Below are 25051 nucleotides of genomic sequence, written 5' to 3'. Positions count from 1 at the left end.
GATAAGCTTTTGAATGGGTTTTGTCAATCCTAACTAGTCGGAGGGAAATCCAATGAATAAAAAATCAATTCGTGACGTAGATTTAAAGGGTAAACGAGTATTTTGCCGCGTTGACTTCAACGTACCAATGAAAGAAGGCAAAATTACAGACGAGACTCGCATTCGTGCGGCTCTTCCTACAATTCAATATTTAGTAGAGCAAGGCGCGAAAGTGATTTTAGCAAGCCATTTAGGTCGTCCAAAAGGACAAGTAGTAGAAGAAATGCGTCTAACTCCAGTAGCAGTACGTTTAGGTGAGCTTCTTGGTAAAGACGTGAAAAAAGCGGACGAAGCATTCGGACCTGCTGTACAAGAAACGATTGCAGCAATGAACGAAGGTGACGTATTAGTTCTTGAAAACGTACGTTTCTATGCGGGCGAAGAAAAGAACGATGCAGAACTTGCGAAAGAATTTGCAGCTCTTGCTGATATTTTCGTAAACGATGCATTCGGTGCAGCTCACCGTGCTCATGCTTCTACTGCAGGTATTGCAGATTACTTACCAGCAGTATCAGGTTTCTTAATGGAAAAAGAATTAGAAGTACTAGGTAAAGCACTTTCTAATCCGGATCGTCCATTTACAGCAATCATCGGTGGTGCGAAAGTAAAAGATAAAATCGGTGTAATACGTCATCTACTTGATAAAGTTGATAACTTAATCATTGGCGGCGGACTTGCTTATACATTTGTAAAAGCAGCAGGTCATGAAATCGGAAAGTCTCTATGTGAAAACGACAAAATTGAACTAGCAAAAGAGTTTATGCAACTTGCAAAAGAAAAAGGTGTAAACTTCTACATGCCAGTTGATTGCGTCATTGCAGATGACTTCTCTGAAACTGCAAACCGACAAGTTGTAGATATCGATTCTATTCCTGCTGATTGGGAAGGATTGGATATTGGACCGAAAACAAGTGCGATTTATGCAGATGTAATTAAAAACTCTAAGCTTGTTGTATGGAACGGACCAATGGGTGTGTTCGAAATGGCTCCATATGCAGAAGGTACAAAAGCAGTGGGACAAGCATTAGCAGATGCAGAAGGTACATACTCTGTTATCGGCGGTGGTGACTCTGCAGCAGCTGTTGAAAAATTCGGTATGGCTGATAAAATGAGCCACATTTCTACTGGCGGCGGTGCGTCATTAGAATTTATGGAAGGTAAAGAACTTCCTGGTGTAGTTTGTCTTAACGACAAATAATTAGCAGCCAAGAAAAAGGACGGTGCAAAGCATGCGTAAACCAATTATCGCAGGTAACTGGAAAATGAATAAAACTCTATCTGAAGCAGTTAGCTTCGTAGAGGAAGTAAAAGGTCAAATCCCAGCAAGTGCAGCTGTTGATGCAGTTGTTTGCTCTCCAGCTCTTTTCTTAGAGCGTCTTGTAGCAGCAGCAGAGGGAACTGACTTACAAGTAGGTGCACAAAACATGCACTTCGAGAAAAATGGTGCATTCACTGGCGAAATTAGCCCAGTAGCACTTAGTGACTTAAAAGTGAGCTACGTAGTACTTGGCCACTCTGAGCGTCGTGAAATGTTTGCTGAAACAGACGAAACAGTAAACAAAAAGACTCTTGCAGCATTTGAACATGGTTTAACACCAATCGTTTGCTGCGGTGAAACGTTAGAAGAGCGCGAAAGCGGAAAAACATTTGATCTTGTAGCAGGTCAAGTGACGAAAGCACTTGCAGGCTTAACAGAAGAGCAAGTAAAAGTAACTGTTATCGCATATGAGCCAATTTGGGCGATCGGTACAGGTAAATCTTCTTCTGCACAAGATGCAAACGAAGTATGTGCACACATCCGTAAAGTTGTTGCTGAAGCTGTTTCTCCGGCAGCTGCAGAAGCAGTTCGCATTCAATACGGCGGCAGCGTAAAACCTGAAAACATTAAAGAATATATGGCACAATCTGATATCGATGGTGCTTTAGTTGGTGGTGCAAGCTTAGAGCCTGCTTCCTTCTTAGGTCTTTTGGAGGCGGTAAAATGAGAAAGCCAACAGCTTTAATCATTCTTGATGGTTTCGGTTTACGTGAAGAAACATACGGGAATGCTGTAGCGCAAGCTAAGAAACCTAATTTCGACGGTTACTGGAACAAGTTCCCTCACACAACGCTTACAGCGTGCGGTGAAGCGGTAGGTCTTCCAGAAGGTCAAATGGGTAACTCTGAGGTAGGTCACTTAAATATTGGTGCCGGCCGCGTTGTATATCAAAGTCTAACACGTGTGAACGTTGCAATTCGTGAAGGTGAGTTCGATCAGAACGAAACGTTCCAAAGTGCAATGAAACACGTAAAGGAAAAAGGTACAGCTCTTCATTTATTCGGTTTACTTTCTGATGGCGGTGTGCATAGTCACATTGACCATATGTTTGCCCTTCTTCGCTTAGCTGCAAAAGAAGGCGTGGAGAAAGTATATCTTCATGCGTTCTTAGATGGCCGCGATGTTGGTCCGCAAACAGCAAAAGGGTATATCGATGCAACAAATGAAGTAATGAAAGAAACAGGAGTAGGACAGTTCGCGACAATCTCCGGTCGTTACTACTCCATGGACCGTGACAAGCGTTGGGATCGCGTTGAAAAATGTTACCGTGCCATGGTGAACGGCGAAGGCCCTACTTACAAAACAGCATATGAGTGTGTGGATGACTCCTATGCAAATGGTATCTATGATGAATTCGTATTGCCGTCTGTAATGGTAAATGAAGATGAAACGCCAATTGCAACAATCAATGATGATGATGCAATCATCTTCTACAATTTCCGTCCGGACCGAGCAATTCAAATTGCTCGTGTATTTACAAACGAAGACTTCCGTGAGTTCGATCGTGGTGAAAAAGTACCTCACATTCCAGAATTCGTTTGTATGACACACTTTAGCGAAACGGTAAAAGGTTACGTAGCGTTCAAGCCAATGAACTTGGATAATACGTTAGGTGAAGTTGTTTCACAAGCGGGATTAAAACAACTTCGCATTGCGGAAACTGAAAAGTATCCGCACGTTACATTCTTCTTTAGCGGTGGTCGTGAGGCTGAATTCCCAGGAGAAGAACGTATCTTAATTAACTCACCAAAAGTCGCAACATACGACTTAAAACCAGAAATGAGCATTTATGAAGTAACGGATGCTCTTGTAAATGAAATTGAGAATGATAAACATGATGTGATCATTCTAAACTTTGCAAACTGTGATATGGTTGGCCATTCTGGGATGATGGAACCAACAATTAAAGCAGTAGAAGCAACTGACGAATGTTTAGGAAAAGTTGTAGAAGCAATTCTTGCAAAAGATGGTGTAGCACTTATTACTGCTGACCATGGTAATGCTGATGAGGAGTTAACTCCAGAAGGTACACCGATGACAGCTCATACAACGAACCCGGTTCCTTTCATCGTTACAAAAGAAGGCGTGGAGCTTCGTGAAGGCGGTATTTTGGGAGATATCGCACCAACAATGCTTACACTTCTTGGCGTTGAACAGCCAAAAGAAATGACAGGTAAAACAATTATTAAATAATTATTTATATAAAAGGAGAGAAATAATATGCCAGCAATTTTAGATGTTTATGCTCGTGAAGTTTTAGACTCTCGTGGTAACCCAACTGTAGAAGTAGAAGTATACACAGAAAGCGGTTCATTCGGACGCGCATTAGTACCAAGCGGTGCATCTACTGGTGAATACGAAGCAGTAGAATTACGTGACGGTGACAAATCTCGTTACCTTGGTAAAGGTGTTCTTAACGCAGTAAATAACGTAAACGAAATTATCGCTCCAGAAATCGTTGGTTTCGACGTAACTGACCAAGCTGGAATCGACCGTGCTATGATCGAATTAGACGGTACTCCAAACAAAGGTAAATTAGGCGCTAACGCTATTCTTGGTGTATCTATGGCAGTAGCTCATGCAGCAGCTGACTATGTAGGTCTTCCATTATACCGTTACCTTGGTGGATTCAATGCGAAACAATTACCAACTCCAATGATGAACATCATCAACGGTGGTTCTCACGCTGACAACAACGTAGACTTCCAAGAGTTCATGATCTTACCAGTTGGTGCACCTTCATTCAAAGAAGCAATCCGTATGGGCGCTGAAGTATTCCATGCGTTAAAAGCTGTATTACATGACAAAGGTCTTAACACAGCAGTAGGTGACGAAGGTGGATTCGCTCCAAACCTTGGTTCTAACCGTGAAGCATTAGAAGTAATCATCGAAGCAATCGAAAAAGCTGGTTACAAAGCTGGCGAGAACGTATTCTTAGGAATGGACGTTGCTTCTTCTGAGTTCTACAACAAAGAAACTGGTAAATATGACCTTGCAGGTGAAGGCCGCACTGGCTTAACTTCTGCAGAAATGGTTGATTTCTACGAAGAGCTTTGCAAAGACTTCCCAATCATCTCTATCGAAGATGGTTTAGACGAAAACGACTGGGATGGTCACAAATTATTAACTGAGCGTCTTGGCGATAAAGTTCAATTAGTTGGTGACGACTTATTCGTAACTAACACGCAAAAACTTGCTGAAGGTATCGAAAAAGGTATCTCTAACTCAATCTTAATTAAAGTTAACCAAATCGGTACTTTAACTGAAACTTTCGAAGCAATCGAAATGGCTAAACGTGCTGGTTACACAGCAGTTGTATCTCACCGTTCTGGTGAAACTGAAGATGCTACAATCGCTGACATCGCAGTTGCAACTAACGCTGGCCAAATCAAAACTGGTTCTATGAGCCGTACAGACCGTATTGCTAAGTACAACCAATTATTACGCATCGAAGACGAACTAGGCGAAATCGCTGTTTACGATGGTTTAAAATCTTTCTACAACTTAAAAAAATAATTGTAGAATGTAAAAACCGGCCGTGAGAAATCACGGCCGGTTTTATTTTTATCCCGCTATTCGTGGGCAGTAAGACCCCCATCTCAAGATTGAGAGAGAAGCAAAGAAGATAGGTGGGGGACAACTGTTGGCATGTGCCCGATCGGTGAAGGTCTTTTGTTAGTGGAAAAGTATGGATAAAAATCACTTGTAAATTATTGTAATTTAATATATAAATAGGGGTATGGGACAGAAATGGGGGAGAATTTTATGAAAAAAATTATTGCAGTTTCTAGTTTAGCACTTATGGTAGGAATAGTAGGAGTAGGGTGTAGCAGTGAAAAAACTGCAAAGACTGATGAGCCTAAAACAGTATCAGTACAAAAAGAAAAAGAGAAAGAACTAGCAGCGAAGGATATTTTTAAGAACGCTATTGATAATTTCAAAAAAGAAGAACATGTTACAATGACATGTGATATGAATACGAAAGCTTTAAATATGTCAACAGATACAAAAATGAAATCACAGTTTGAGCCGAAGAAAGGAAACTCTCGAACTGAAACGAATATTGGGGGTACAGATCTTGTAGTCTTTGATGTAGGTGGGAAGATTGCGGCTGAAGTAAAAGATCCGAATTCAGGAAAGTTTGTCCCAGTTCCAGCAGATCGATTAAATCAAGTAAACGCGAATAATTTCAAAACATCTAAAAATACGACGGAAGAGCTCGAGAAAACATTACAATTGACAGATAAAATGAAAGTGGAGAAAAATGGAGATACATATAAACTTTCATTTCAGTTGAACGGACAAGAAGCAAAGGACTATTTAATCAGTGTTAATGAAAACGCGAAAAAAATATTTGAACGGCAACAGGCAACTGTTGACTCGATGCATGTAGAGTATATCATTACAAAAGAATTTAAATTGGAATCTATTAAGACAGATGCCAAGATGAAAATGAATAAAGAAACAGTTCAAATTATAGGAGATACAAAAATTTCTTATGATGAGAAATTCGATCCAATCCAGTTACCAGAAGGAAACTAAAAGGATTTCTTGCAAAAAAACAGTTGCTAAGTGAAGCAATTGTTTTTTTTGTGCCAATAAGGCAAAGGTATAGTACAGACTAGGGACTTATTTGCTGCTATGTAGAATACAACATGACCTACAGCTGTAAGTCTTTCGAACATTTTGAAGATATAAACTTTATATAACAATAAAAAACTCTAATTGCTAATCCTGTTATAAATACAGAAAAATAAGAATGTAAGCGCATACCATATTGTTCTGAATTTGTCAACAAAATAAATTGAAGGTCTTCACAATTTGTACTATGATGAATGTAGGAGATGTCAACAATCGCATAATAAAGGATGATAGACAGATGAAATTCACAAAAATTATTATCCAAGTAGCAGCACTTTATATATTTTATATGATTGGAGCGTGGATAGAAAGAGCGCTTCATCTTCCGGTTCCGGGAAGTTTAATAGGGATGTTTTTGTTATTTATATTGCTTGGTTTGAAAGTCCTTCCTGTGAAATGGTTTGATTTTGGAGCAGAAACATTGGTTGATCTTATGCCATTTTTATTAATTCCTTCAATTATTGGTTTAATGAATTATGGTTCTTTTTTTGTGCATAAAGGTATTTCGCTATTGCTTACTGTTGTCGTGAGTACGTTTTTAATTATCGTTGTAGCAGGACATACAGGACAATACTTTGCGAATAGGAAGGAAAAAGAGATACAATGAGCATAGTAATTGGAATTTGTTGGATTATATTAACAGTGTTATTATATCAATTTTCAAAGAAGATTTATGAGTGGTTTCCAACGCCGTTTACCATTCCCATGCTTGTAACAACAGCTTTGATGATTATATTGTTAGTTGTATGTGATATACCGTATCAACAATATATGCAAAGTGGTGGGGGCTGGATTTCGAAATTGCTTGGACCTGGTGTAGTAGCTTTTGCGATCCCTCTTTATAAACAACGCGGTATTTTAAAGAAATATATTGTACCAATTGCTGGCGGTGTATTGGTTGGAACAATAGTTGCCATTACAAGTGATATGATGATTGCAACCGTTATTGGAACGGATAGAACCTTAATTTTATCTTCACTACCGAAGTCAGTAACGATGCCAGTAGCTATGAGTGTGTCAGAGGAAGTTGGTGGTGTACCATCGTTAACAGCGGCTTTCGTAATAATTGCTGGGATATCTGGAACAATTTTTGGTCCTCTTTTATTAAAATGGAGCAGAGTGACAAATTCTGTTGGAAGAGGAATTGGGTTTGGCTGTGCATCGCATATTATGGGCGTTATGCAGGCGATGAAAAATAATGAAAACGAAGGCGTAATCGGATCTGTAACGATGACATTAACAGCAATCTTAACATGTTTACTAGGTCCATTAATTGTAACGTTTTTTATTTAACCTGGTGAAATATTAGGTGTATGAGACGCTCTCGCTTTTCCAATTCTTTTATGTTACATTTAAAGTAATTGAAACTTTAGGAGGCATGTAAAGTGCATACGTTTTTATCAGTTTTACTTATTATTGTATCGCTGTTATTAATTGTACTTGTATTAATGCAATCTAGTAAGAGTGCTGGTTTATCCGGTGCAATTTCTGGCGGCGCGGAGCAATTATTTGGCAAGCAAAAAGCACGTGGAGTAGAGGCTGTATTAAACCGCATTACAATTGTTCTTGCTGTATTATTCTTCGTGTTAACATTTGCTGTTACGTATTTACAAGTATAAATAAAAAAGATTCGCCTTCCCAGGTTGAATCTTTTTTTATTTATCCCGCTATTTTTGAGCAGTAATACTCCCACCTCAAAATTCAGCGAAAGCATTGTCCAGCTCCAGTGGCTAGAATGTTCGGTGGGAGATAAACTGCTGGCATGCGCCCGATTGGTGAGGGCTAATAATCAGTGGGGGATGAAGAAAACCCCCACTGATTAAAGTTTCACTTTATCGAGAGAAATTTCTGATTAGATTATGGAAAAGAAACTATGTTACACTATGGATAGACAATATATAAATACAAATTAAAAAACGACATAAAAACCCCCTTTTCTTTTTAGGGGAGGACGGGAGCATCTGGCCATGCATGGAAGCGGTCGTTTCCTTTTTCTGCCACGTGCCAGGTTTAAAACAAAAGGAGAAAGTAAGTAGCGGTCATGTTGTATTGTGCACGGCAGCGACTTATGTGTCGGAAAATTAAAATGGACATATATATGAGGATTACATTATAGATAGAGAAGGAGAAAGAGAAATGAAACTAGCAGCCCCAAAACCATTTACATTTGAGGCGGGAGAACGTGCTGTTTTACTATTACATGGTTTTACAGGAAATTCTGCAGATGTTCGTATGCTTGGACGTTATTTAGAGACAAAAGGTTACACATGTCATGCTCCGATTTATAAAGGTCATGGTGTACCACCAGAGCAGCTTGTGCACACGGGTCCAGAAGACTGGTGGAAAGATGTAATGGAAGCATATCAACATTTAAAAGATAAAGGATATGAAAAGATTGCAGCTGTTGGCTTATCACTTGGCGGTGTTTTTTCGTTAAAACTTGCTTATACAATGCCGATTATCGGAGTGGTACCGATGTGTGCTCCGATGTATATTAAAAGCGAAGAAACGATGTACCAAGGTATACTAGCGTACGCACGCGAATATAAAAAGCGTGAGCGTAAATCACCAGAGAAGATTGAAGAAGAGATGTTTGCGTTTAAGCAAACACCGATGAACACATTAAGAGCACTGCAAGATTTAATTCGCGATGTGCGCAATAACATTGATATGATTTATGCACCAACGTTTGTTGTGCAAGCGCGCCATGATGAAATGATTAATACAGATAGCGCAAATATTATTTATAATGGAGTAGAATCAAATGTAAAAGAAATTAAGTGGTACGAAGATTCTACACATGTAATTACGCTTGATAAGCAGCGTGATGAGCTGCATGAAGATGTATATAACTTCTTGGAGCAACTAGATTGGTAAGATCTAGTTGCCTCTTTTTTACCTATATACATACAAGTTGAAAAGTCGATATAAAAACCCTTTTCTTTTTAGGATGGGCGAGAGGAATTGGCCGCGTATAGAAGTGGTCAGTGTTCATTTGTGCCACGTGTGAGGTTTAATGCAAAGGGAGAAGGCGAGAATGGATTCTATTTTGAACGATTTATGTGTTGAAGCATCAAAATGGATCTATATAGGACAACATCATTTATATATGGTTATCTTTTCGGATACAATATAAAATACGAGGATTTAAAAGGAGGTTTTTGTACTTGGAGGAAATTATTCAAGAAAACATCGATAAATTGTTATCGTTTATGAAAGAAGAAGCATATAAACCGCTTACTGTGCAAGAGTTAGAAGAAGCGTTCGGTATTGAAGATGCAGCGGATTTTAAAGAGTTTGTGAAAGCACTTGTCATTATGGAGGAAAAAGGACTTGTTGTGCGGACAAGAAGTAATCGCTACGGTCTTCCAGAGAAAATGAACTTAGTGCGCGGCAAGCTTATTGGACATGCCCGCGGCTTTGCATTTGTCGTACCGGAAGAAAAAGGTACAGATGATATTTTTATACCGCCAACAGAATTAAAAGGCGCACTGCATGGTGACACAGTATTAGCACGTATTAGTTCAGAGTCAAGCGGTTCGCGCAAGGAAGGGACAATTGTTCGTATCATAGAGCGCGGAACAAAAGAATTAGTTGGTACATATACAGAATCGAAAAACTTTGGCTTTGTGATTCCTGATAATAAACGCTGGACGAGCGATATTTTCGTTCCAAAAAATGCTTCTATGGGTGCGGTAGAAGGGCATAAAGTTGTTGTTAAAATTACAAGCTATCCGCAAGATCGTTTAAGTGCAGAAGGAGAAGTTATTCAAATTCTTGGTCATAAAAACGATCCAGGCGTTGATATTTTATCCGTTATTCATAAGCATAACTTACCGCTTGCGTTCCCGGAAGATGCAATGGAGCATGCGAACAGTGTACCAGAAACAATTGATGAGAACGATTTACAAGGGCGCCGTGATTTACGAGATCAAACAATTGTTACAATCGATGGTGCGGATGCGAAAGACTTAGATGATGCAGTTACAGTAACGAAGCTTGAGAACGGTAATTATAAGCTTGGTGTACATATTGCAGATGTAAGTCATTACGTGACAGAAGGCTCAGCAATTGACCGCGAAGCAGCTGAACGCGGAACGAGTATTTATCTTGTAGACCGTGTTATTCCGATGATTCCGCATCGTTTATCTAACGGAATTTGTTCATTAAATCCAAAGGTAGACCGCTTAACTTTATCTTGTGAGATGGAAATTAATGAGCAAGGGGAAGTAGTGAAGCATGAAATTTTCCAAAGTGTGATTAAAACAGCGGAGCGTATGACGTATTCTGATGTGAAGCGCATTTTGGACGATGAGGATGAAGAATTAATGGCCCGCTATGAGCCGTTAGTCCCAATGTTCCAAGAGATGGGGAAACTAGCTGCTATTTTACGTGAAAAGCGTATGCGCCGCGGAGCCATTGACTTTGACTTCAAAGAAGCGAAAGTATTAGTGGATGAAGAAGGCAAGCCGACAGATGTTGTGTTACGTGAGCGTTCTGTTGCTGAAAAGCTCATTGAAGAGTTTATGCTAGTAGCAAACGAAACAGTTGCAGAGCATTTCCACTGGATGAACTTACCGTTTATGTACCGTGTTCACGAAGATCCGAAAGAAGATAAATTAGAGCGTTTCTTTGAGTTTATTACAAACTTTGGATATGCGGTAAAAGGCCGCGGAAACGAAGTGCATCCGCGTGCGCTGCAACAAATTATAGAGATGGTACAAGGTCAACCAGAAGAGGTTGTTATTTCAACAGTTATGCTTCGTTCTATGAAGCAAGCACGCTACGATGCGGATAGTTTAGGTCACTTCGGTTTATCGACAGAGTTTTATACACATTTCACATCACCAATTCGTCGTTATCCAGATTTAATTGTGCACAGATTAATTCGCACATATATAATTAACGGAAAAGTGGACAATGAAACACAGGCAAAATGGCGTGAAAATTTACCGGATATTGCTGAGCATTCTTCTAATATGGAGCGCCGCGCTGTTGAAGCAGAGCGTGAAACAGATGAGCTGAAAAAAGCAGAGTACATGCTTGATAAAATTGGTGAGGAATACGACGGAATCATTAGTTCTGTAACAAACTTCGGTTTATTCGTAGAACTTCCAAATACAATTGAAGGCCTTGTTCATGTTAGCTATTTAACAGATGACTACTACCGCTATGACGAACGTCATTTTGCGATGATTGGCGAACGCACAGGTAATGTCTTCCGCATTGGTGATGAAATTACAATTCGCGTGATTAACGTAAACAAAGATGAACGCGCGATTGACTTTGAAATTGTCGGCATGAAAGGCAGTGTGAAACGACAACGAAAAGATCGTCCTGTTGTCATTGAACAGCCGAAAGGAAATAGAAAAAAACGCGGCGACCGTGATAATAATCGCGGCGGGCAAGGAAAAGAATCAAACCGTAACGGAAAACGAAACGGCAGCAAAAAGAACAAGCCATTCTTTGAAAATGCACCGAGCTTTAAGAAGAAAAAGAAAAAACGTAAGTAAGAAAGAAGCCATATATGGCTTCTTTCTTCATATTTTGCTACAATAGTACAAATGAAGGGAGGCAAAGATAGAGATGCCAAAAGGTCAAGGGAAAGTCATTGCACAAAATAAAAAAGCATATCATGATTATTTTATTGAAGAAACATATGAAGCAGGTCTTGTCCTTCAAGGAACGGAAATTAAGGCAATTCGCGCAGGTCGTGTAAACTTAAAAGATGCCTTTGCACGTGTGCAAAATGGTGAAGTATGGGTACATAATATGCACATTAGTCCGTATGAACAAGGAAATCGTTTTAACCATGAGCCGCTTCGTACAAGGAAACTACTTCTTCATAAAAAAGAAATTTTAAAGCTAATTGGATATACGAAAGAAACAGGTTATACGCTTGTACCGCTTAAAATTTATTTGAAAAATGGATTTGCGAAAATGGCACTTGGTTTAGGTAAAGGTAAAAAACAATACGACAAACGCCATGATTTAAAAGAAAAAGAAGCAAAACGTGAAATTGCACGTGTATTCCGCGATCGTCAAAAAATGTAATACAGAAATTTACAATTGCAAAATGGCGATCGTGTGCTATAATAACAAATGTAAGGCCAGTTGAACATTGAAAAACAGCTCAATAGCAGCTATCACGAATATACTTCGTATGCTCCATTTCTTATATGGGGACGTTACGGATTCGACAGGGGTAGTTCGAGCTTAGGTTGCGAGTCGAGGGGATCGGCCTCGTTAAAACGTCAAAGCCAATAACTGGCAAACAACAAAACAACTTCGCTTTAGCTGCTTAATAACAGCTTTTAGCGGTTCGCCCCTCCATCGCCCATGTGGTAGGGTAGCGGACTCACTCTAAGTGGGCTACGCCGGAGTTCACCGTCTGAGGACAAAGGAAGAGAACAACCAGACTAGCAATTCGGAAGCCTGTCGATAGGCTGAAGGGTTTGCGAAATGCCAATATATCGACTACACTCGTAGAAGCTTAAGTGCCGATACTTTTGGACGTGGGTTCGACTCCCACCGTCTCCACCAATACATATTTGGTGGTTTTTTTATTTTGTATAACAAGAAGCATAAGATGGCCGTTTTGGTCAATTTATGCTTCTTTCTGTTTACGGCAGCTCTATTCTTCCTATATGAAAAATTGGTTTCGTGAACCATCAGGGTTATCTGTTCTTATATTCTGTTTTTTTTAAGTAAGTAAAGCCCTGTAAGAGAAGACCCAAATGTAATTACAATTCCAACAGCAAGGATTCCCCAGGACAAAGTATTGTTAGGAATCAACTTAGCAAAACCCGATAAGGCTGCCCCGAAAATTCCTAACCAGACTAAATGCATCAGATTATTCCAACCTATTTTTTTTTCCATAGCTCATTCACCTTCCTTTGCCTGATTATACCATCTGGAAGAAATGGTGTGTCGGACAATTTTGAATATGATGGTTTGTAAAAATACAGTCCGTATTTTTACAAACTTTTTTAGAGAAAATTTTCTATATCTAGTATGTCGTAAGTTCATACTTCCACTTTTCATGAAAAGTTATGGAAATATGTTTTAAAACTTAATATTTATGGTAATTAAAGTAAAATGCTATGTCATTTTCCTATTTTGGAATTTGTTATCAAGATTTCTACTTAAAGAGGGAAGACGTATCAAGAAGTATTCTGATGATAATATGTTAGAATAGTTATTAGGAATGATTCTCATAGGTATGGTAATGAAAAGAGAAACTAGTTTGAAACGGAGGAATTACATGAGTAAAATCAAAAAGCACAAGCCTAATAAACTAAAAATCGTTTTACGAGTACTGATGATTATTATTGGGGCGTTTATAACAGCATATGGACTAGAATCAGTATTAATCCCAAACAACGTTTCAGATGGTGGCGTGACGGGTTTAAGTATCGTTAGCTCAAAACTACTTGGATTACCATTAGGACTTCTAATTGCAGTCATTAACATCCCTTTTGTTTGGTTAGGGTATAAGCAAATTGGTAGAAATTTTGCTATTTATTCGATTATCGGTATTGCTTCATTAGCAATCGGTACGATTCTTATGCACGAAGTACCAACTATTATTCATGGTGATACATTGTTAGTTACCGTTGTTGGGGGAATTATCATCGGTTTTGGAATGGGGTTAGCATTGCGTAATGGCGGTGCATTAGATGGAATTGATATGTTAGCCGTATTACTTTCTCGAAAATTACCTTTTGGGACAAGTGATCTCATCTTATTTTTAAACATGTTTGTCTTCATTTTTGTCTCGGCAGTATTTGGTCTTGAAGGAGCTATTCTTTCAGCAATTGCTTACTTTATTGCTTCAAAAGTCATTCACATCGTTGAAGTAGGTTTAAGTGGTTCTAAAACATTTAAAATTATCACAAAGGAACCTGAATTAATGGTAGAGACAATTCGAGATCGCTTAGGTCGAAGTGCAACGTATAATGAAGTTTACGGCGGTTATTCACGTGAACAATTTAAAGAAATTACTTGTGTCATTAACCGTTTAGAAGAAAGTAAAATGAAAGAAATCATTTATGAAATTGATGGAAATGCCTTTGTTACGGTATATGACGTAGCAGAAGTAAAGGGCGGTAATTTCACAAAACATGATATTCACTAGTTATAACTTAGAAAATTTTAATATAGTTTCACGAAAAATCACCTTTTTAGTTTGGTTAAAAGGTGATTTTTATATTGGATTTTTTTATAAAGGTTCCGATGAAAAGTACTTAATATGAACTAACGGCAAGTTTATGAGCTGATTATTAACTTGCCTTATGTTTTTTAATTGCATCATAAAAAAATAACTTTACAATACACAGTTTGTTAATTGTCTATCGTGATTATGAAATAGTCACCTTTTGTATCGTGAGGCGATTTTGCTATACTGTATCAGTGCGATTTATCTATAGAGGAGTGCTAGGTGGAATGTCATCATTTAAAATTGATCGCTATATCGCCGATATTTTAGAATGCCCCCATTATTAGTATCCCGCGTACATCGATAATGATAGAATAGAAGGGAAAATTACAGGAAATTTAGGGGGAGCAAGGTTTGCGAAATAAGAAATTGTATTTCAAGTTATATAGTAATGTTGTGCTGGCAGGAGGAGCTGTACTGCTTTTGGCACTTCCTGTTCAAGCAGCGGATAATCCTCCTGCGACTAGTATACAAGAGAATCAAATTGTTGCATGGACGACAGGTAATTCCATTTGGACGCTTCCTTATGGATTAGCGGGTGCTAGTTATGTGGGATCTACGAATGATTATGTAGGTCGAGATATTCAGTTGGTTCAGAAGATGACATTAAATAATGTAGTATGGTATCAATTTCGTATAGATGGTCAAGTAATTGGTTGGCTTGATAGTAGGGCGTTAAGTAATTTGAAAAATATCCAAACAATGAATCAGACGGCTGTGATGGGGGCAACGGCAGCTAACGGTATATGGTCGATGCCGTATGGTATACCTGGTGCGAATTATTTAGGTTCAACGGATCTTTACGCTTACCGAGATATTCAGTTAGTAGAAAGTGCTACATATGGTGGTGTGCAGTGGTACAAATTTAGCATAGATGGCAAAGTAATGGGCTGGATAGATCAAAAGGCGTTAGATAATGCTGGGGAAGCGCAGGCTGCCAATTTTACGGTTACAATCGGAAGAAGCTCTAATAATGGTATATGGACAACACCTTATGGGGTTACAGGTGCTCAGTATGTTGGAAGCACCAATGATTATGCTTATCAAACGGTTCAGGTGGTGAAGACTGTAAAGAGAGGGAACACAACTTGGTACCAAGTAATGAAAGATGGTAAGCTGTTAGGCTGGATCGATGGAGAGAAGGCAGTGTCAGGTTTAACCAATGTAAAAGATGAAAATTCCGCTGCTGTAATTGGTTTTTCCATGAAAGGAGACGGAATATGGAGTGATCCTTACGGCGAATATGGCGCAAGTTGGATTGATTCTACTAATAAATATAGTTATCAAAACATCCAGGTTGTCCAAAGCGCTATGAAAGGAACCGTTACGTGGAATAAAATTACGACAGGCAACAAAGTATTAGGTTGGGTGGATGCGCGTGTCTTTACGAAGACGGTATCGAATATAAAAGATGAAAATCGAATCGCACTTGTTGGAGATACGGATGGGAATGCAGTATGGAGTACGCCGTATGGTGAAAATGGTGCATCCTATGTTGGATCTGCAAGTAATTACAATAGTCGTCCGCTTCAAATTATCCGCAGTCTAGATAAAGATGGTACACATTGGTATTATTTTAAAGTAGATGGTCATGAAGAAGGTTGGATTGATGCGAAGGCAATTTCTAGTGCAACGAATATTCAAGCTTTAAACAAAGTAGGGCATGTGACCAATGCAGCGGGTAATGCAGTTTGGACGAAGCCTTACGGAATGCAGCATGCTAATTATGTTGGTTCCGCAGCGGATTTTGCTAATCAAAACTTGAATTTGTTACAATCTGCAATCTATAACGGAGTGACGTGGTACCAAATTGAGCAAAACGGACGCAAGGGTTGGCTTGATAGCCGAGCTGTTAGTCTGGGCGAGATCACACTTGCAGATCGCTTCCATACAATTGGTAATAACAATCAATTAATTGTTGTGACTACAACTGGTTACGGAACAAACTTAGCACGCATTCGTACGTTTGAACGTGTAAATGGTGCTTGGAAGCAGCTGTTAGATATGAATGGACACATTGGCCGTGATGGATTTGCATCCCAAATGAGTGAAAATGTCGTGCAGTCGCCGAGAGGGAAGTATTCTATTGGTACCGCATTTGGTCGTTATGGTAATCCGGGTACAAAATTACCATTCCGTCAGATTACGTCGGATGATGTTTGGGTTGATGATTCGAACAGCGCTCTTTATAACACGTGGCAGTCTCGCAGTGCGACGAAGGGACAATGGAGAAGTGCTGAAAATATGGACATACCTGCTTATAATTACGGATTTGTTATCAACTATAATACAGATAGAACCCCGGGAGCAGGAAGTGCAATCTTCTTCCATGTTTCTGATATGTATACACATGGCTGTACTGGCACGGATCAGCAAGACGTTATTTCCATTTTGAAGTGGCTAGATCCAGCTAAGAATCCGGTGATTATTCAGAGTCCTGAATCAGAGCTCGGGAATTATTAAAGAGAAAGAAAAGGATAGATACAAGCAGTTACATACTGCCTGTTCTATCCTTTTTTTAATAGTAGCTCAACGCATGCGAAAAATATCCTATTTTAGGGAATGCTAATACAAGCTGTGTTAGCAATTATCTGGATGTATAAATGAAAGAAAAACAGCAAATAAAGCATCTAGGAGGAAGATAATATGCATGAAATTTTAATGTCAACTTTAGCAGGATTAATCGTAGGGGTACTATTTACGCTATTAAAACTTCCAATTCCTGCACCTCCAGTTTTCTCAGCGATTATGGGAATCGTTGGGGTGTGGGGGGGAATGAAGTTAGTACAATTCTTTTGGGGTTAACAAAAAAGGAAGCGGGTTATGCTTCCTTTTTTTGTTGTACCCGGGTAGGGTTGTCAATAAAAGAAGACTATGGCAGTATATAAAAGTATATATAGCGAGTGGAGGAAATAAACTTATGTCAAATTTACCAAATTGCCCAAAATGTAATTCAGAATACACTTACGAAGATGGAGTTCTGTTTGTTTGTCCAGAATGCGCGCATGAGTGGACGTTAGAAGCGGGAAATAGTGAAGATGAAAAAGTAGTAAAAGATGCGAATGGAAATGTTTTAAACGATGGTGATTCTGTAACAGTAATTAAAGACTTAAAAGTAAAAGGAACTTCATTAGTTGTAAAAATTGGTACGAAAGTAAAAAATATTCGTTTAGTTGATGGCGATCATGATATTGATTGTAAAATCGATGGTTTCGGACCGATGAAGTTAAAATCTGAATTTGTGAAAAAAGCATAAAGTATTGATAAAAATTAAAAAGGATTACCTTGTCTCTTCATACGAGGTAATCCTTTTAATCTGTTTTTTTAATCATCGAGGAACTTGTACACATCGAAGTCTAACTCCTTTAAGAGATTTCTATCATTACATGAAAAAATGATGAACGACTTTGATTAAACCAGCAATACAAGAGAATAATACAAAGCCGCCTAAGCAAGAACCAGTAACAATTTGGGTGAATAATAAATCTTGATTTTCGTTCATAAGAATCCGCTCCTTTGTCATATCTTTTAACTTTAGCTTACATTGAATTAAGAAGCGGAAACATCGAATTGCCTAACAAATTTCTTACATTATTGTAAGAATTATAATGTCCTCAAAAACAAAATAAACTTCTCCAAACTTTGTGACCTTTGTTTTCCATGTTTAATAATAAAATCAATCTTCATTTTGTCTCGTAGTTCTTGATGATGAGTAGACTTCATTTCTTTTCGGCTATGTATAACATCTGCTGGTAGGATGCTTATCCCAAGTCCGGCATGAACCGCTTGGAGAATGGCTTCAAGTGAATCGAATTCTATGATAGCTGGTTGATTGAAATGATGTTTCTCTGCAAAATCCAACAATTTATTTCTATATATGCAACTTGGATCGCTATTCACAAGTAGTGTTGGATGATGCTGTTCAATTGGAGAAATGAGTATGATGTCTTCAAAATAACGGTAAACACTTTCGAACTGCGAATCGTTATATGAACCGCTTATGAAAACTCCATCAACCTCTCCGTAAGCAAGCATTTCTTGTAATTTTAGTTTATGATTCGTTTTTATTTTTACATCAATGTTGTTATTAGACTGTAAAAAGGAAGAAAGTAGGCTGGGAACTTTTACAGCGGAAATAGTTTGCGGTGCCCCAATAATTAAAGATTCTCGCCACTTTTTAGGATTTATTTTTGACTTTGCTTCATCCATTAACATTATAATTTGATTTGTATAATGCAACAAAATTTTTCCGTCTTCAGTCAATGTTACGCCTCTGTTATTACGTCTTAATAATTTAACGCCTAGTTCTTCTTCTAAGCTTTTTATCCGCTGACTTATATTTGGCTGCACATATCCGAGTCTTTCAGCGGCTCTAGAGATAGATTGTAATTCGGCAACATGTTTAAAAATCCATAAGTCATGACTTTCCAAAATAGATCCCTCCACTGATATCATTTGAAATGATATCAACTTCATTATTCAGTATTATACCTTTTGCAAGAGCAAGGATACAATGAGTGATAGAATGAAACTTCCATCAGTGGGGGGCTTACTGCCCACGAATAGCGGGATAATAAATACGATAAGAAGAGGAGAAAAGGCAGTGGAGATAAAAGATAAAGTAGTCATTATAACAGGCGGCGGTACTGGTATCGGAAAGGCAACGGCTTTGAAACTAGCAGATGCAGGGGCAAAGGTTGTAATAAATTACAGCCGTTCGGAAAAAGAAGCAGTAGAAACAAGGGACGAAATTGTAAAGCGCGGAGGTATAGCACTTGTTTTGAAAGCTAATGTAGCCATAGAAAAAGAGGTGGAAGACATGGTGCTGCAAACTGTGAAATCTTTTGGAGCGGTAGATGCTTTAGTAAATAATGCAAGTATAACGGCACAAATACCGATGGATGATTTGCAGTCTGTAACAGATGAAGTGTGGGATTCTCTTTTTAATGTAAACGTGAAAGGGATGTTTTATTGTATAAAGGCTGTTGTTCCTCATATGAAGAAGAAAGGAGCGGGTGCGATCGTGAATATAGGCAGCGTTGCTGGAATAACGGGACTAGGTTCGTCTGTTCCGTATGCAGTAACAAAAGGGGCCATTCATACGATGACAAAATCGTTAGCGATTTCACTCGCACCTCAGATTAGAGTGAATAGTATCGCTCCTGGTGCAGTTCATACAAGATGGTGGGCGAACCATGAAGAGAAGATGCATCAACTTGCTGGGAACATACCACTGAAAAGAATTTCAACACCTGATGAAATTGCTGAGGCGATTCTGTTTCAATTGACGCAAGAATCGATTACGGGACAGATATTTACAATTGATAATGGACAGACGCTTTGAAGTTGTAGCTTATAAAAGAAAGAGTGGGCGCTAAGAGATAGTTTTCCTATACATATTTGTCGTATAATAATTGCTAACAATCCACGTAATTGAGTTATTGTCTAGTTCTCATTTCCATCATCAGATATAATATGGTTTAGAAAGGATGATCTCTATGGAACAGCGCTCACTCGTCCTGCTTGGTTTGCTTATGAGCCAAAGTCAGCATGGATATCAAATTAATGAATTTATTGAAAGAAATTTAAGTACAGTTACAGATATGAAAAAACCTACTGCTTATGCAACTTTAGATAAACTCAATAAAAAGGGATACATTGATGTTCAATTGGAACAAGAAGGAAACAGACCATCTCGAAAAGTGTACTCTATTAATGAAAAGGGTAAACAATATTTTTACAAGTTGTTATTGAACAATTTATCTTCAGCTGAGAGCGTTAATTATCAAGGTGATATAGGACTCATGTTTATGGATTTTCTTCCATTAGAAAAATATTTGCCAGCTTTAGAGGAACGATTAAATAAAAATAAGAAATTAATTCATATTTTTAAACAAACTCCAGTGCATGAGATGAGAGTTGGGGTCAATCTGGCAATAGAGCATAAAATAACAATGTTAGAAGCAGAAATTGTGTTTCTTGAAAAAACTGTTAAAACGCTTAGTTCTAAGTGAATCGTTCAAAAAGAGAACCTCTGTATAGTAGGTTCTTTAATATAATATCTATAAATTCATTTTTATTTCGCAACATATAAGTCGCTGCTATGCAGGGCCGGATGCTCTTGCCCGCCTAAAAAGACAGGGATTTTTATGTTGCTTTTTCATTTGTATTTGTATAGTCACATTTTATTAGTCAGAGTTGACTAATAAAATAGCTGTGTATATAATGATTTTAATTAGTCACACATGACTAATTAAAATGAAAGAGTGATTTACATGATTCTCCTAGTCAGGGGAGAAGAGTTCGAAAACTTATAAACTCACTCAATCATAGCAATAAAACTTTATAGTAAAGCATGATGAATGAAAAAAGCATAGATGTCATGCAGATAGTTCATTCGAGGAAGTTTTCACAAACATTAAGGAGGTTTTTGAGGATGATCGTTGTTACAAACAGAATAAAAACAAAAGTAGGATTTGCACAAAAAATGGCCCCAGCATTCACTCGTTCAGGTGCATTACAGCAAATGAAAGGTTTTATGAAGGTTGAAGTGTTAATTACACAAAACTTAACTGAGTATGACGAATTAAATGTAAATATGTACTGGGAAAATGAAGAGAGCTTTATGAAATGGAGAAATAGTGATGCGTTTAAAGAAGCGCATAAACGACCAGAACCAGGCTCTAAAGAAGCGCAGCAAGAATCACCAATTTTAGGAAGCCAGATCATTGTTGCAGAAGTGGCGTCTGTAATGGAAGCACTTCCTGAAAAATAATATACAATTGTTTAAAAATGTCCCCAAAAGATACTATCTTTTGGGGACATTTTTCATTTGGAAAGAATAAAGTGAAACTTCCATCAGTGTGGGGCTCTTCATCCCCCGCCTATCTTCTTCGTTTCTCTCTCAATCTTGAGGTGGGAGCCTTACTGTCCACGAATAGCGGGATAAATCGGTAGGGGAATTTGAGGTGTATTTTAACAAGCGTAAATCAAGTAGGTAAAGAGAATTCTTATAGGTGGAGGTTTCTTAAGAAAAACTTAAGAAACCTCCCTGCTATTTGTTAAGAAATGCTACTTATACTGAGACCTATACAATACTGATTAAACGAGGAGATGTTTTATGAAACTCTTTACATTTTTAACTGAGTTTATCAAGCATCCTAAACACACTGGAGCGATCGCACCAAGTTCGAAAATACTAGCAAAAAAAATGGTGGATGCAATTGATTTTGAAGACGCAAGGTACATTGTGGAATTAGGGCCAGGCACAGGTGTTTTTACAAGAGAAATTATGAAACGAAAAAAGAAACATACCAAGTTTATTCTGATTGAAATTAATGAAGTTTTTGTGAGAGATTTACAGAAGCGGTTTGGGGATGATCCAAGTGTTTTCGTTATCCACGGATCAGCTGAAAAGATACAAACGTACATGAGAGAGATACAGATAGATAAAGTCGATTATGTATTATCTGGTTTACCGTTTACCTCGTTACCGATGGAAGTATCATCGCGTATTTTAAGTAATGTGATGGATGTGTTACGAGAACATGGTGAGTTTATCACATTTCAATATTCGCTCATACGGAAATCGTTTATACAAAATTTTTTCCCGCAAGTATCTGTTACAAAAGTTTGGTTTAATTTCCCGCCAGCTTATGTACTGGATTGTAGAAAAGAAGTAGGGAGTGCTGTTATGTATGGAGTTACATGAATTGTTATCATATATTCAGCATTACGGTTACGGTGCCTTGTTTTTTTGCTTATGGTTAGGAATTGTTGGTATGCCGATTCCGGATGAAATGATTGTGATGAGCGGTGGATTGGTTTCATCTATGCATATCTTAATGCCAATTCCAGCATTTCTGCTAACGTATTTCGGCGTTGTATCAGGACTCTCTTTAGGATATATCCTTGGAAAGACAGTAGGTTCGAAAATTCTTGATGCATTGATGAAAAAGAAGAAGGAAAAGTATCTTTGGAAATCACAGGCACTGCTTGAACGATATGGACATTATGCATTAGTAATCAGCTACTTTATACCGGTAGTGAGACATATTATTCCTTACTTAGTTGGAATCAACAATATGTCATTTAAAACGTATGCTTTGTACTCATATATGACAGGGTTTGTTTGGACGTTATTGTATTTTATGCTCGGGTATATGTTTGGAGGTAATATCGAGCGTATTGTAGCGCTCACAACGAAGTACGGTTTGTTTTTGGGGATTGTTGTTGCAGCGGCATGTGGTGTGTATTATATAGGTAGAGAGGTTAAGGGATAATTTAACAAAATTCCAATCTCATTTTTTAGAATATTTATATAATAAGAAATAATAGATTGATAATGTTGGAGGAGAGATTGTGAGTCGAGAAACAATACTTGTCGTAGATGATGAAAAAGAAATTCGCGATCTGATCGCGATTTATTTAAAAAATGAAGGATATGAAGTGTTGCAGGCTGGGGATGGTGCAGAGGGATTAGAGATATTACAAAAGCAACAAGTGCATTTAGTTGTATTAGATATTATGATGCCGAAACTAGACGGTATTCATATGTGTATGAAAGTAAGAGAAATAGCTGAGATGCCAATTATTATGTTATCCGCAAAAACGCAAGATATGGACAAGATTTTAGGATTAACAACTGGAGCAGATGATTATGTAACGAAGCCGTTTAATCCATTAGAATTGATTGCGCGAATTAAATCGCAGCTTCGCAGGTATATGAAAATGAGCGGAGGCTTTATCCAAAACGAAGATGAAATTGAAATTGGTGATATGAAAATAAATGTTGCGACGCATGAAGTAATTGTGGGACACGACGAAGTGAAACTCACACCGAGGGAATTCTCTATTTTAGAGTTACTGGCAAGAAATCGCGGGATGGTATTTAGTGCGGATCAAATTTATGAACGGGTATGGAATGAACCGTCCTTTCAATCTGATAATACGGTAATGGTACATATTCGAAAAATCCGCGAGAAGACGGAAGAAAATCCAAGGAAGCCTCGTTATATAAAAACGGTTTGGGGAGTGGGATATAAGATTGAGAAAGATATTTAAAAACATATTCAGACCGATTGGTTGGATGATTCGAACTTTTAAAAAAATAATATATAAAATCGTAAGAGGGGTACAACAGAGTATACGTGTACAACTGATAACGACATTTGCTTTTTGTATTTTGCTTGGTGTGATAGGAGGGTGGGCTTCGTCTCCACTTTTTCAAGGAGCCAATAAGCACGCTGTCATTGATTATTCGTCGGGTATGCGAGGAATCGATACAACCGCTGAAAGACTTGTTGGGGTAATTACAAGAGAGAGTACTTTTCATGTACAAGAAATTCTTGAATGGCCAGAGTACCAGAGAACATTGAAAGTTTTAATTGTAGATGAGGGTGGAAAAGTTGTCTATAAGACAAAAGGTGCTCAGGAAGAACAGATTAATCTTCATAGTACCATTCGTAATATCATGAGTTTTAAAATAAATCGCTCTAGTTATGAAGATCAAGATGTAATACATGAAAGCAAGCGTAAAGAATTTACAACGTTTTATCCTGTTACTATTCAAGAAAAAAACATGTATTTAATCGCAAGTGGTATACCACAAGGGGATATTATTGAAGTTCAGAATGATAGTCCGCTCCCATTTTTGATTGGTTTTGTTGTCTTTTTAGCTTCTTTCTTCTATATAACAAAGCGAAAGATGAAGCAAATTGAAGCGATGGCAGAAGGTGTGAAAGAGATTGCAAAAGGAAACTTAGCATATCGGATTGAAGAAAAGGGCAAAGATGAAATGGCCTTATTAACAGAGAATATTAATCATATGGCAGAAGAATTATTTTCTAATATAGAAAAAGAAAGAAGAATAGAGAAGCAAAAAAATGAATTAATTACAAATGTATCGCATGATTTACGAACACCGCTTACTTCGATTATGGGGTACTTACGCTTATTACGTGATGGTAAATATGAAGATAAAGAACAATATGATGAGTATGTAAGAATCGCCTTTTCCAAGTCAGAGCAGTTAAAGAATTTAATAGAAGATTTATTTGAATACACAAAGCTAACAAATGAGAAGATTATATTAGAAAAACAAGAAGTATGCATAAATGAACTACTTGATCAATTAATTGAAGAACTTGTACCACAAGCAGAGGAACATGGTCTTTCATTTGTGAAAGAATTTCCTGAAGATCGTCTATACGCTTCCTTGGATTCAGAAAAAATGGTTCGTGTGTTTGATAATTTATTAATGAATGCCATTAAGTATAGTAAAGATGAGGGAGAAATTATCGTTTCACTTCAAAGGGAACGCCGTAACATTCGCATTTCTATTGCAAATGAGAGTGAGGAGTTTACAAAAGAAGAGTTAGAGAATCTATTTGAACGCTTTTATAAAAAGGATCAATCAAGAAGTAGAGTGTCAGAAGGCTCAGGGCTTGGGCTTGCGATTGCCAAAAGCATTGTGGAATTAGAAGGTGGAGAAATTCGAGCGGAATATGCAGATGGGATAGTTCGGTTTATTATTGTATTGCCGGTTGTGGCGGGGGAATGCTGATGAAAAAAGACAGCAAAGATGATATGTCTTGGCGAATCTTGAAGTTATGGATATCAATCCCGAGGAGTATCCGTTTAGCATTTTTGTGGTCCATCATTTTAGGATTTTCTTACTTAGGTTGGGTAAAAATCATACGTAGATTATTTGAGTGAATAGATAGAAAAAGCACCTCAATCTGAACTGCACCCCAATTGTTAGACACCGTCTAACAATTGGAGGTGCAGTTTTTTTATGACAAAATACTCTTTAGAAACCAAGTTATCGGCTGTTA

The 25051-nt window shown here is 37.9% G+C and carries 24 protein-coding genes and 1 other RNA gene; 23 read left to right on the top strand and 2 right to left on the bottom strand.

The features are described from left to right. The first annotated feature begins 52 nt into the window (after positions 1-52). The 12 genes from ACIGHG_RS24300 to ssrA all read left to right on the top strand — a co-directional run bounded on the left by ACIGHG_RS24300 (position 53) and on the right by ssrA (position 12541). Complete coding sequence (locus ACIGHG_RS24300; protein ID WP_336472011.1) at positions 53-1237, top strand: phosphoglycerate kinase; 1185 nt, start codon at positions 53-55, stop codon at positions 1235-1237. 31 nt (positions 1238-1268) lie between these two features. Beyond that, positions 1269-2024: a triose-phosphate isomerase gene (gene tpiA / locus ACIGHG_RS24295; RefSeq protein ID WP_396551011.1), complete on the top strand. Its 756-nt coding sequence runs from the start codon at positions 1269-1271 to the stop codon at positions 2022-2024. Beyond that, complete coding sequence (gene gpmI / locus ACIGHG_RS24290) at positions 2021-3550, top strand: 2,3-bisphosphoglycerate-independent phosphoglycerate mutase (protein WP_336472013.1); 1530 nt, start codon at positions 2021-2023, stop codon at positions 3548-3550. The genes tpiA and gpmI overlap by 4 nt, the downstream gene beginning before the upstream one ends. A 27-nt stretch (positions 3551-3577) precedes the next feature. After that, the gene (gene eno, locus ACIGHG_RS24285) at positions 3578-4873 is read left to right on the top strand and encodes a phosphopyruvate hydratase (RefSeq protein ID WP_090915976.1); all 1296 of its coding nucleotides are present in this window, start codon (positions 3578-3580) and stop codon (positions 4871-4873) included. A 249-nt stretch (positions 4874-5122) separates the two neighbouring features. Next, positions 5123-5899, top strand: coding sequence for a DUF6612 family protein (locus tag ACIGHG_RS24280; protein WP_396551009.1), 777 nt, complete (start codon positions 5123-5125; stop codon positions 5897-5899). 337 nt (positions 5900-6236) lie between these two features. After that, positions 6237-6605, top strand: coding sequence for a CidA/LrgA family holin-like protein (locus tag ACIGHG_RS24275; protein WP_396551007.1), 369 nt, complete (start codon positions 6237-6239; stop codon positions 6603-6605). Continuing rightward, positions 6602-7291 carry an LrgB family protein gene (locus tag ACIGHG_RS24270; RefSeq protein WP_396551005.1) on the top strand — a complete coding sequence of 230 codons (690 nt, stop codon included), beginning with the start codon at positions 6602-6604 and terminating at the stop codon, positions 7289-7291. Before ACIGHG_RS24275 ends, ACIGHG_RS24270 begins: the two co-directional genes overlap by 4 nt. Positions 7292-7383: 92 nt before the next feature. Beyond that, positions 7384-7617 (top strand): preprotein translocase subunit SecG, encoded by a 234-nt coding sequence (secG, locus tag ACIGHG_RS24265; protein WP_090915984.1) that lies wholly within the window; start codon positions 7384-7386, stop codon positions 7615-7617. 517 nt (positions 7618-8134) lie between these two features. Then, a complete protein-coding gene (locus ACIGHG_RS24260; protein WP_396551002.1) occupies positions 8135-8875 on the top strand; it encodes an alpha/beta hydrolase in 741 nt (246 codons plus the stop codon). A gap of 335 nt (positions 8876-9210) precedes the next feature. Next, a complete protein-coding gene (gene rnr / locus ACIGHG_RS24255; RefSeq protein ID WP_396551041.1) occupies positions 9211-11511 on the top strand; it encodes a ribonuclease R in 2301 nt (766 codons plus the stop codon). 73 nt (positions 11512-11584) lie between these two features. Continuing rightward, a complete protein-coding gene (gene smpB / locus ACIGHG_RS24250; RefSeq protein WP_098918929.1) occupies positions 11585-12052 on the top strand; it encodes an SsrA-binding protein SmpB in 468 nt (155 codons plus the stop codon). A 127-nt stretch (positions 12053-12179) separates the two neighbouring features. Further along, positions 12180-12541, top strand: a transfer-messenger RNA (tmRNA) gene (gene ssrA, locus ACIGHG_RS24245). A 144-nt stretch (positions 12542-12685) separates the two neighbouring features. Here the strand turns inward: ssrA and ACIGHG_RS24240 are convergent. Next, positions 12686-12877: a hypothetical protein gene (locus ACIGHG_RS24240; RefSeq protein ID WP_090915991.1), complete on the bottom strand. Its 192-nt coding sequence runs from the start codon at positions 12875-12877 to the stop codon at positions 12686-12688. A 385-nt stretch (positions 12878-13262) separates the two neighbouring features. Between ACIGHG_RS24240 and ACIGHG_RS24235 the strand changes: the two genes are divergently transcribed. The 4 genes from ACIGHG_RS24235 (at position 13263) to ACIGHG_RS24220 (ending at position 17472) form a co-directional block, all read left to right on the top strand. Beyond that, positions 13263-14135 carry a YitT family protein gene (locus ACIGHG_RS24235; RefSeq protein WP_170857737.1) on the top strand — a complete coding sequence of 291 codons (873 nt, stop codon included), beginning with the start codon at positions 13263-13265 and terminating at the stop codon, positions 14133-14135. A gap of 435 nt (positions 14136-14570) precedes the next feature. Next, positions 14571-16679 (top strand): GW domain-containing glycosaminoglycan-binding protein, encoded by a 2109-nt coding sequence (locus tag ACIGHG_RS24230; protein WP_396550999.1) that lies wholly within the window; start codon positions 14571-14573, stop codon positions 16677-16679. A 183-nt stretch (positions 16680-16862) separates the two neighbouring features. Further along, the gene (locus tag ACIGHG_RS24225) at positions 16863-17021 is read left to right on the top strand and encodes a XapX domain-containing protein (protein WP_090915999.1); all 159 of its coding nucleotides are present in this window, start codon (positions 16863-16865) and stop codon (positions 17019-17021) included. Positions 17022-17136: 115 nt separating this feature from the next. Beyond that, positions 17137-17472 (top strand): zinc ribbon domain-containing protein YjdM, encoded by a 336-nt coding sequence (locus tag ACIGHG_RS24220; protein WP_336472027.1) that lies wholly within the window; start codon positions 17137-17139, stop codon positions 17470-17472. Between the two features lie 347 nt (positions 17473-17819). On the opposite strand, the gene ACIGHG_RS24215 is transcribed toward ACIGHG_RS24220, so the two are convergent. Next, a complete protein-coding gene (locus ACIGHG_RS24215; protein WP_336472028.1) occupies positions 17820-18647 on the bottom strand; it encodes a LysR family transcriptional regulator in 828 nt (275 codons plus the stop codon). A gap of 172 nt (positions 18648-18819) precedes the next feature. Between ACIGHG_RS24215 and ACIGHG_RS24210 the strand changes: the two genes are divergently transcribed. From ACIGHG_RS24210 to ACIGHG_RS24180, 7 genes are all read left to right on the top strand, one after another. Continuing rightward, positions 18820-19560 carry an SDR family NAD(P)-dependent oxidoreductase gene (locus ACIGHG_RS24210; protein WP_336472029.1) on the top strand — a complete coding sequence of 247 codons (741 nt, stop codon included), beginning with the start codon at positions 18820-18822 and terminating at the stop codon, positions 19558-19560. Between the two features lie 154 nt (positions 19561-19714). After that, a complete protein-coding gene (locus ACIGHG_RS24205; protein WP_396550995.1) occupies positions 19715-20230 on the top strand; it encodes a PadR family transcriptional regulator in 516 nt (171 codons plus the stop codon). A gap of 422 nt (positions 20231-20652) precedes the next feature. After that, positions 20653-20991: a heme oxygenase gene (locus ACIGHG_RS24200; protein ID WP_336472031.1), complete on the top strand. Its 339-nt coding sequence runs from the start codon at positions 20653-20655 to the stop codon at positions 20989-20991. 345 nt (positions 20992-21336) lie between these two features. Further along, on the top strand, positions 21337-21927 hold the full coding sequence (locus ACIGHG_RS24195) for a class I SAM-dependent methyltransferase (protein ID WP_336472032.1): 591 nt from the start codon (positions 21337-21339) through the stop codon (positions 21925-21927). Continuing rightward, a complete protein-coding gene (locus tag ACIGHG_RS24190) occupies positions 21914-22498 on the top strand; it encodes a DedA family protein (RefSeq protein WP_336472033.1) in 585 nt (194 codons plus the stop codon). Before ACIGHG_RS24195 ends, ACIGHG_RS24190 begins: the two co-directional genes overlap by 14 nt. Positions 22499-22577: 79 nt before the next feature. After that, the gene (locus ACIGHG_RS24185; RefSeq protein WP_336472034.1) at positions 22578-23279 is read left to right on the top strand and encodes a response regulator transcription factor; all 702 of its coding nucleotides are present in this window, start codon (positions 22578-22580) and stop codon (positions 23277-23279) included. A 25-nt stretch (positions 23280-23304) separates the two neighbouring features. Continuing rightward, positions 23305-24780 (top strand): sensor histidine kinase, encoded by a 1476-nt coding sequence (locus tag ACIGHG_RS24180; RefSeq protein WP_336472110.1) that lies wholly within the window; start codon positions 23305-23307, stop codon positions 24778-24780. Positions 24781-25051 lie beyond the last annotated feature (271 nt).

The sequence above is a fragment of the Bacillus sp. NPDC077411 genome, from assembly GCF_044543425.1.
Classification (GTDB): domain Bacteria; phylum Bacillota; class Bacilli; order Bacillales; family Bacillaceae_G; genus Bacillus_A; species Bacillus_A bruguierae.
Note: the sequence above shows the minus strand (reverse complement) of the source record. Positions and strands in the feature narration are given on the sequence as shown.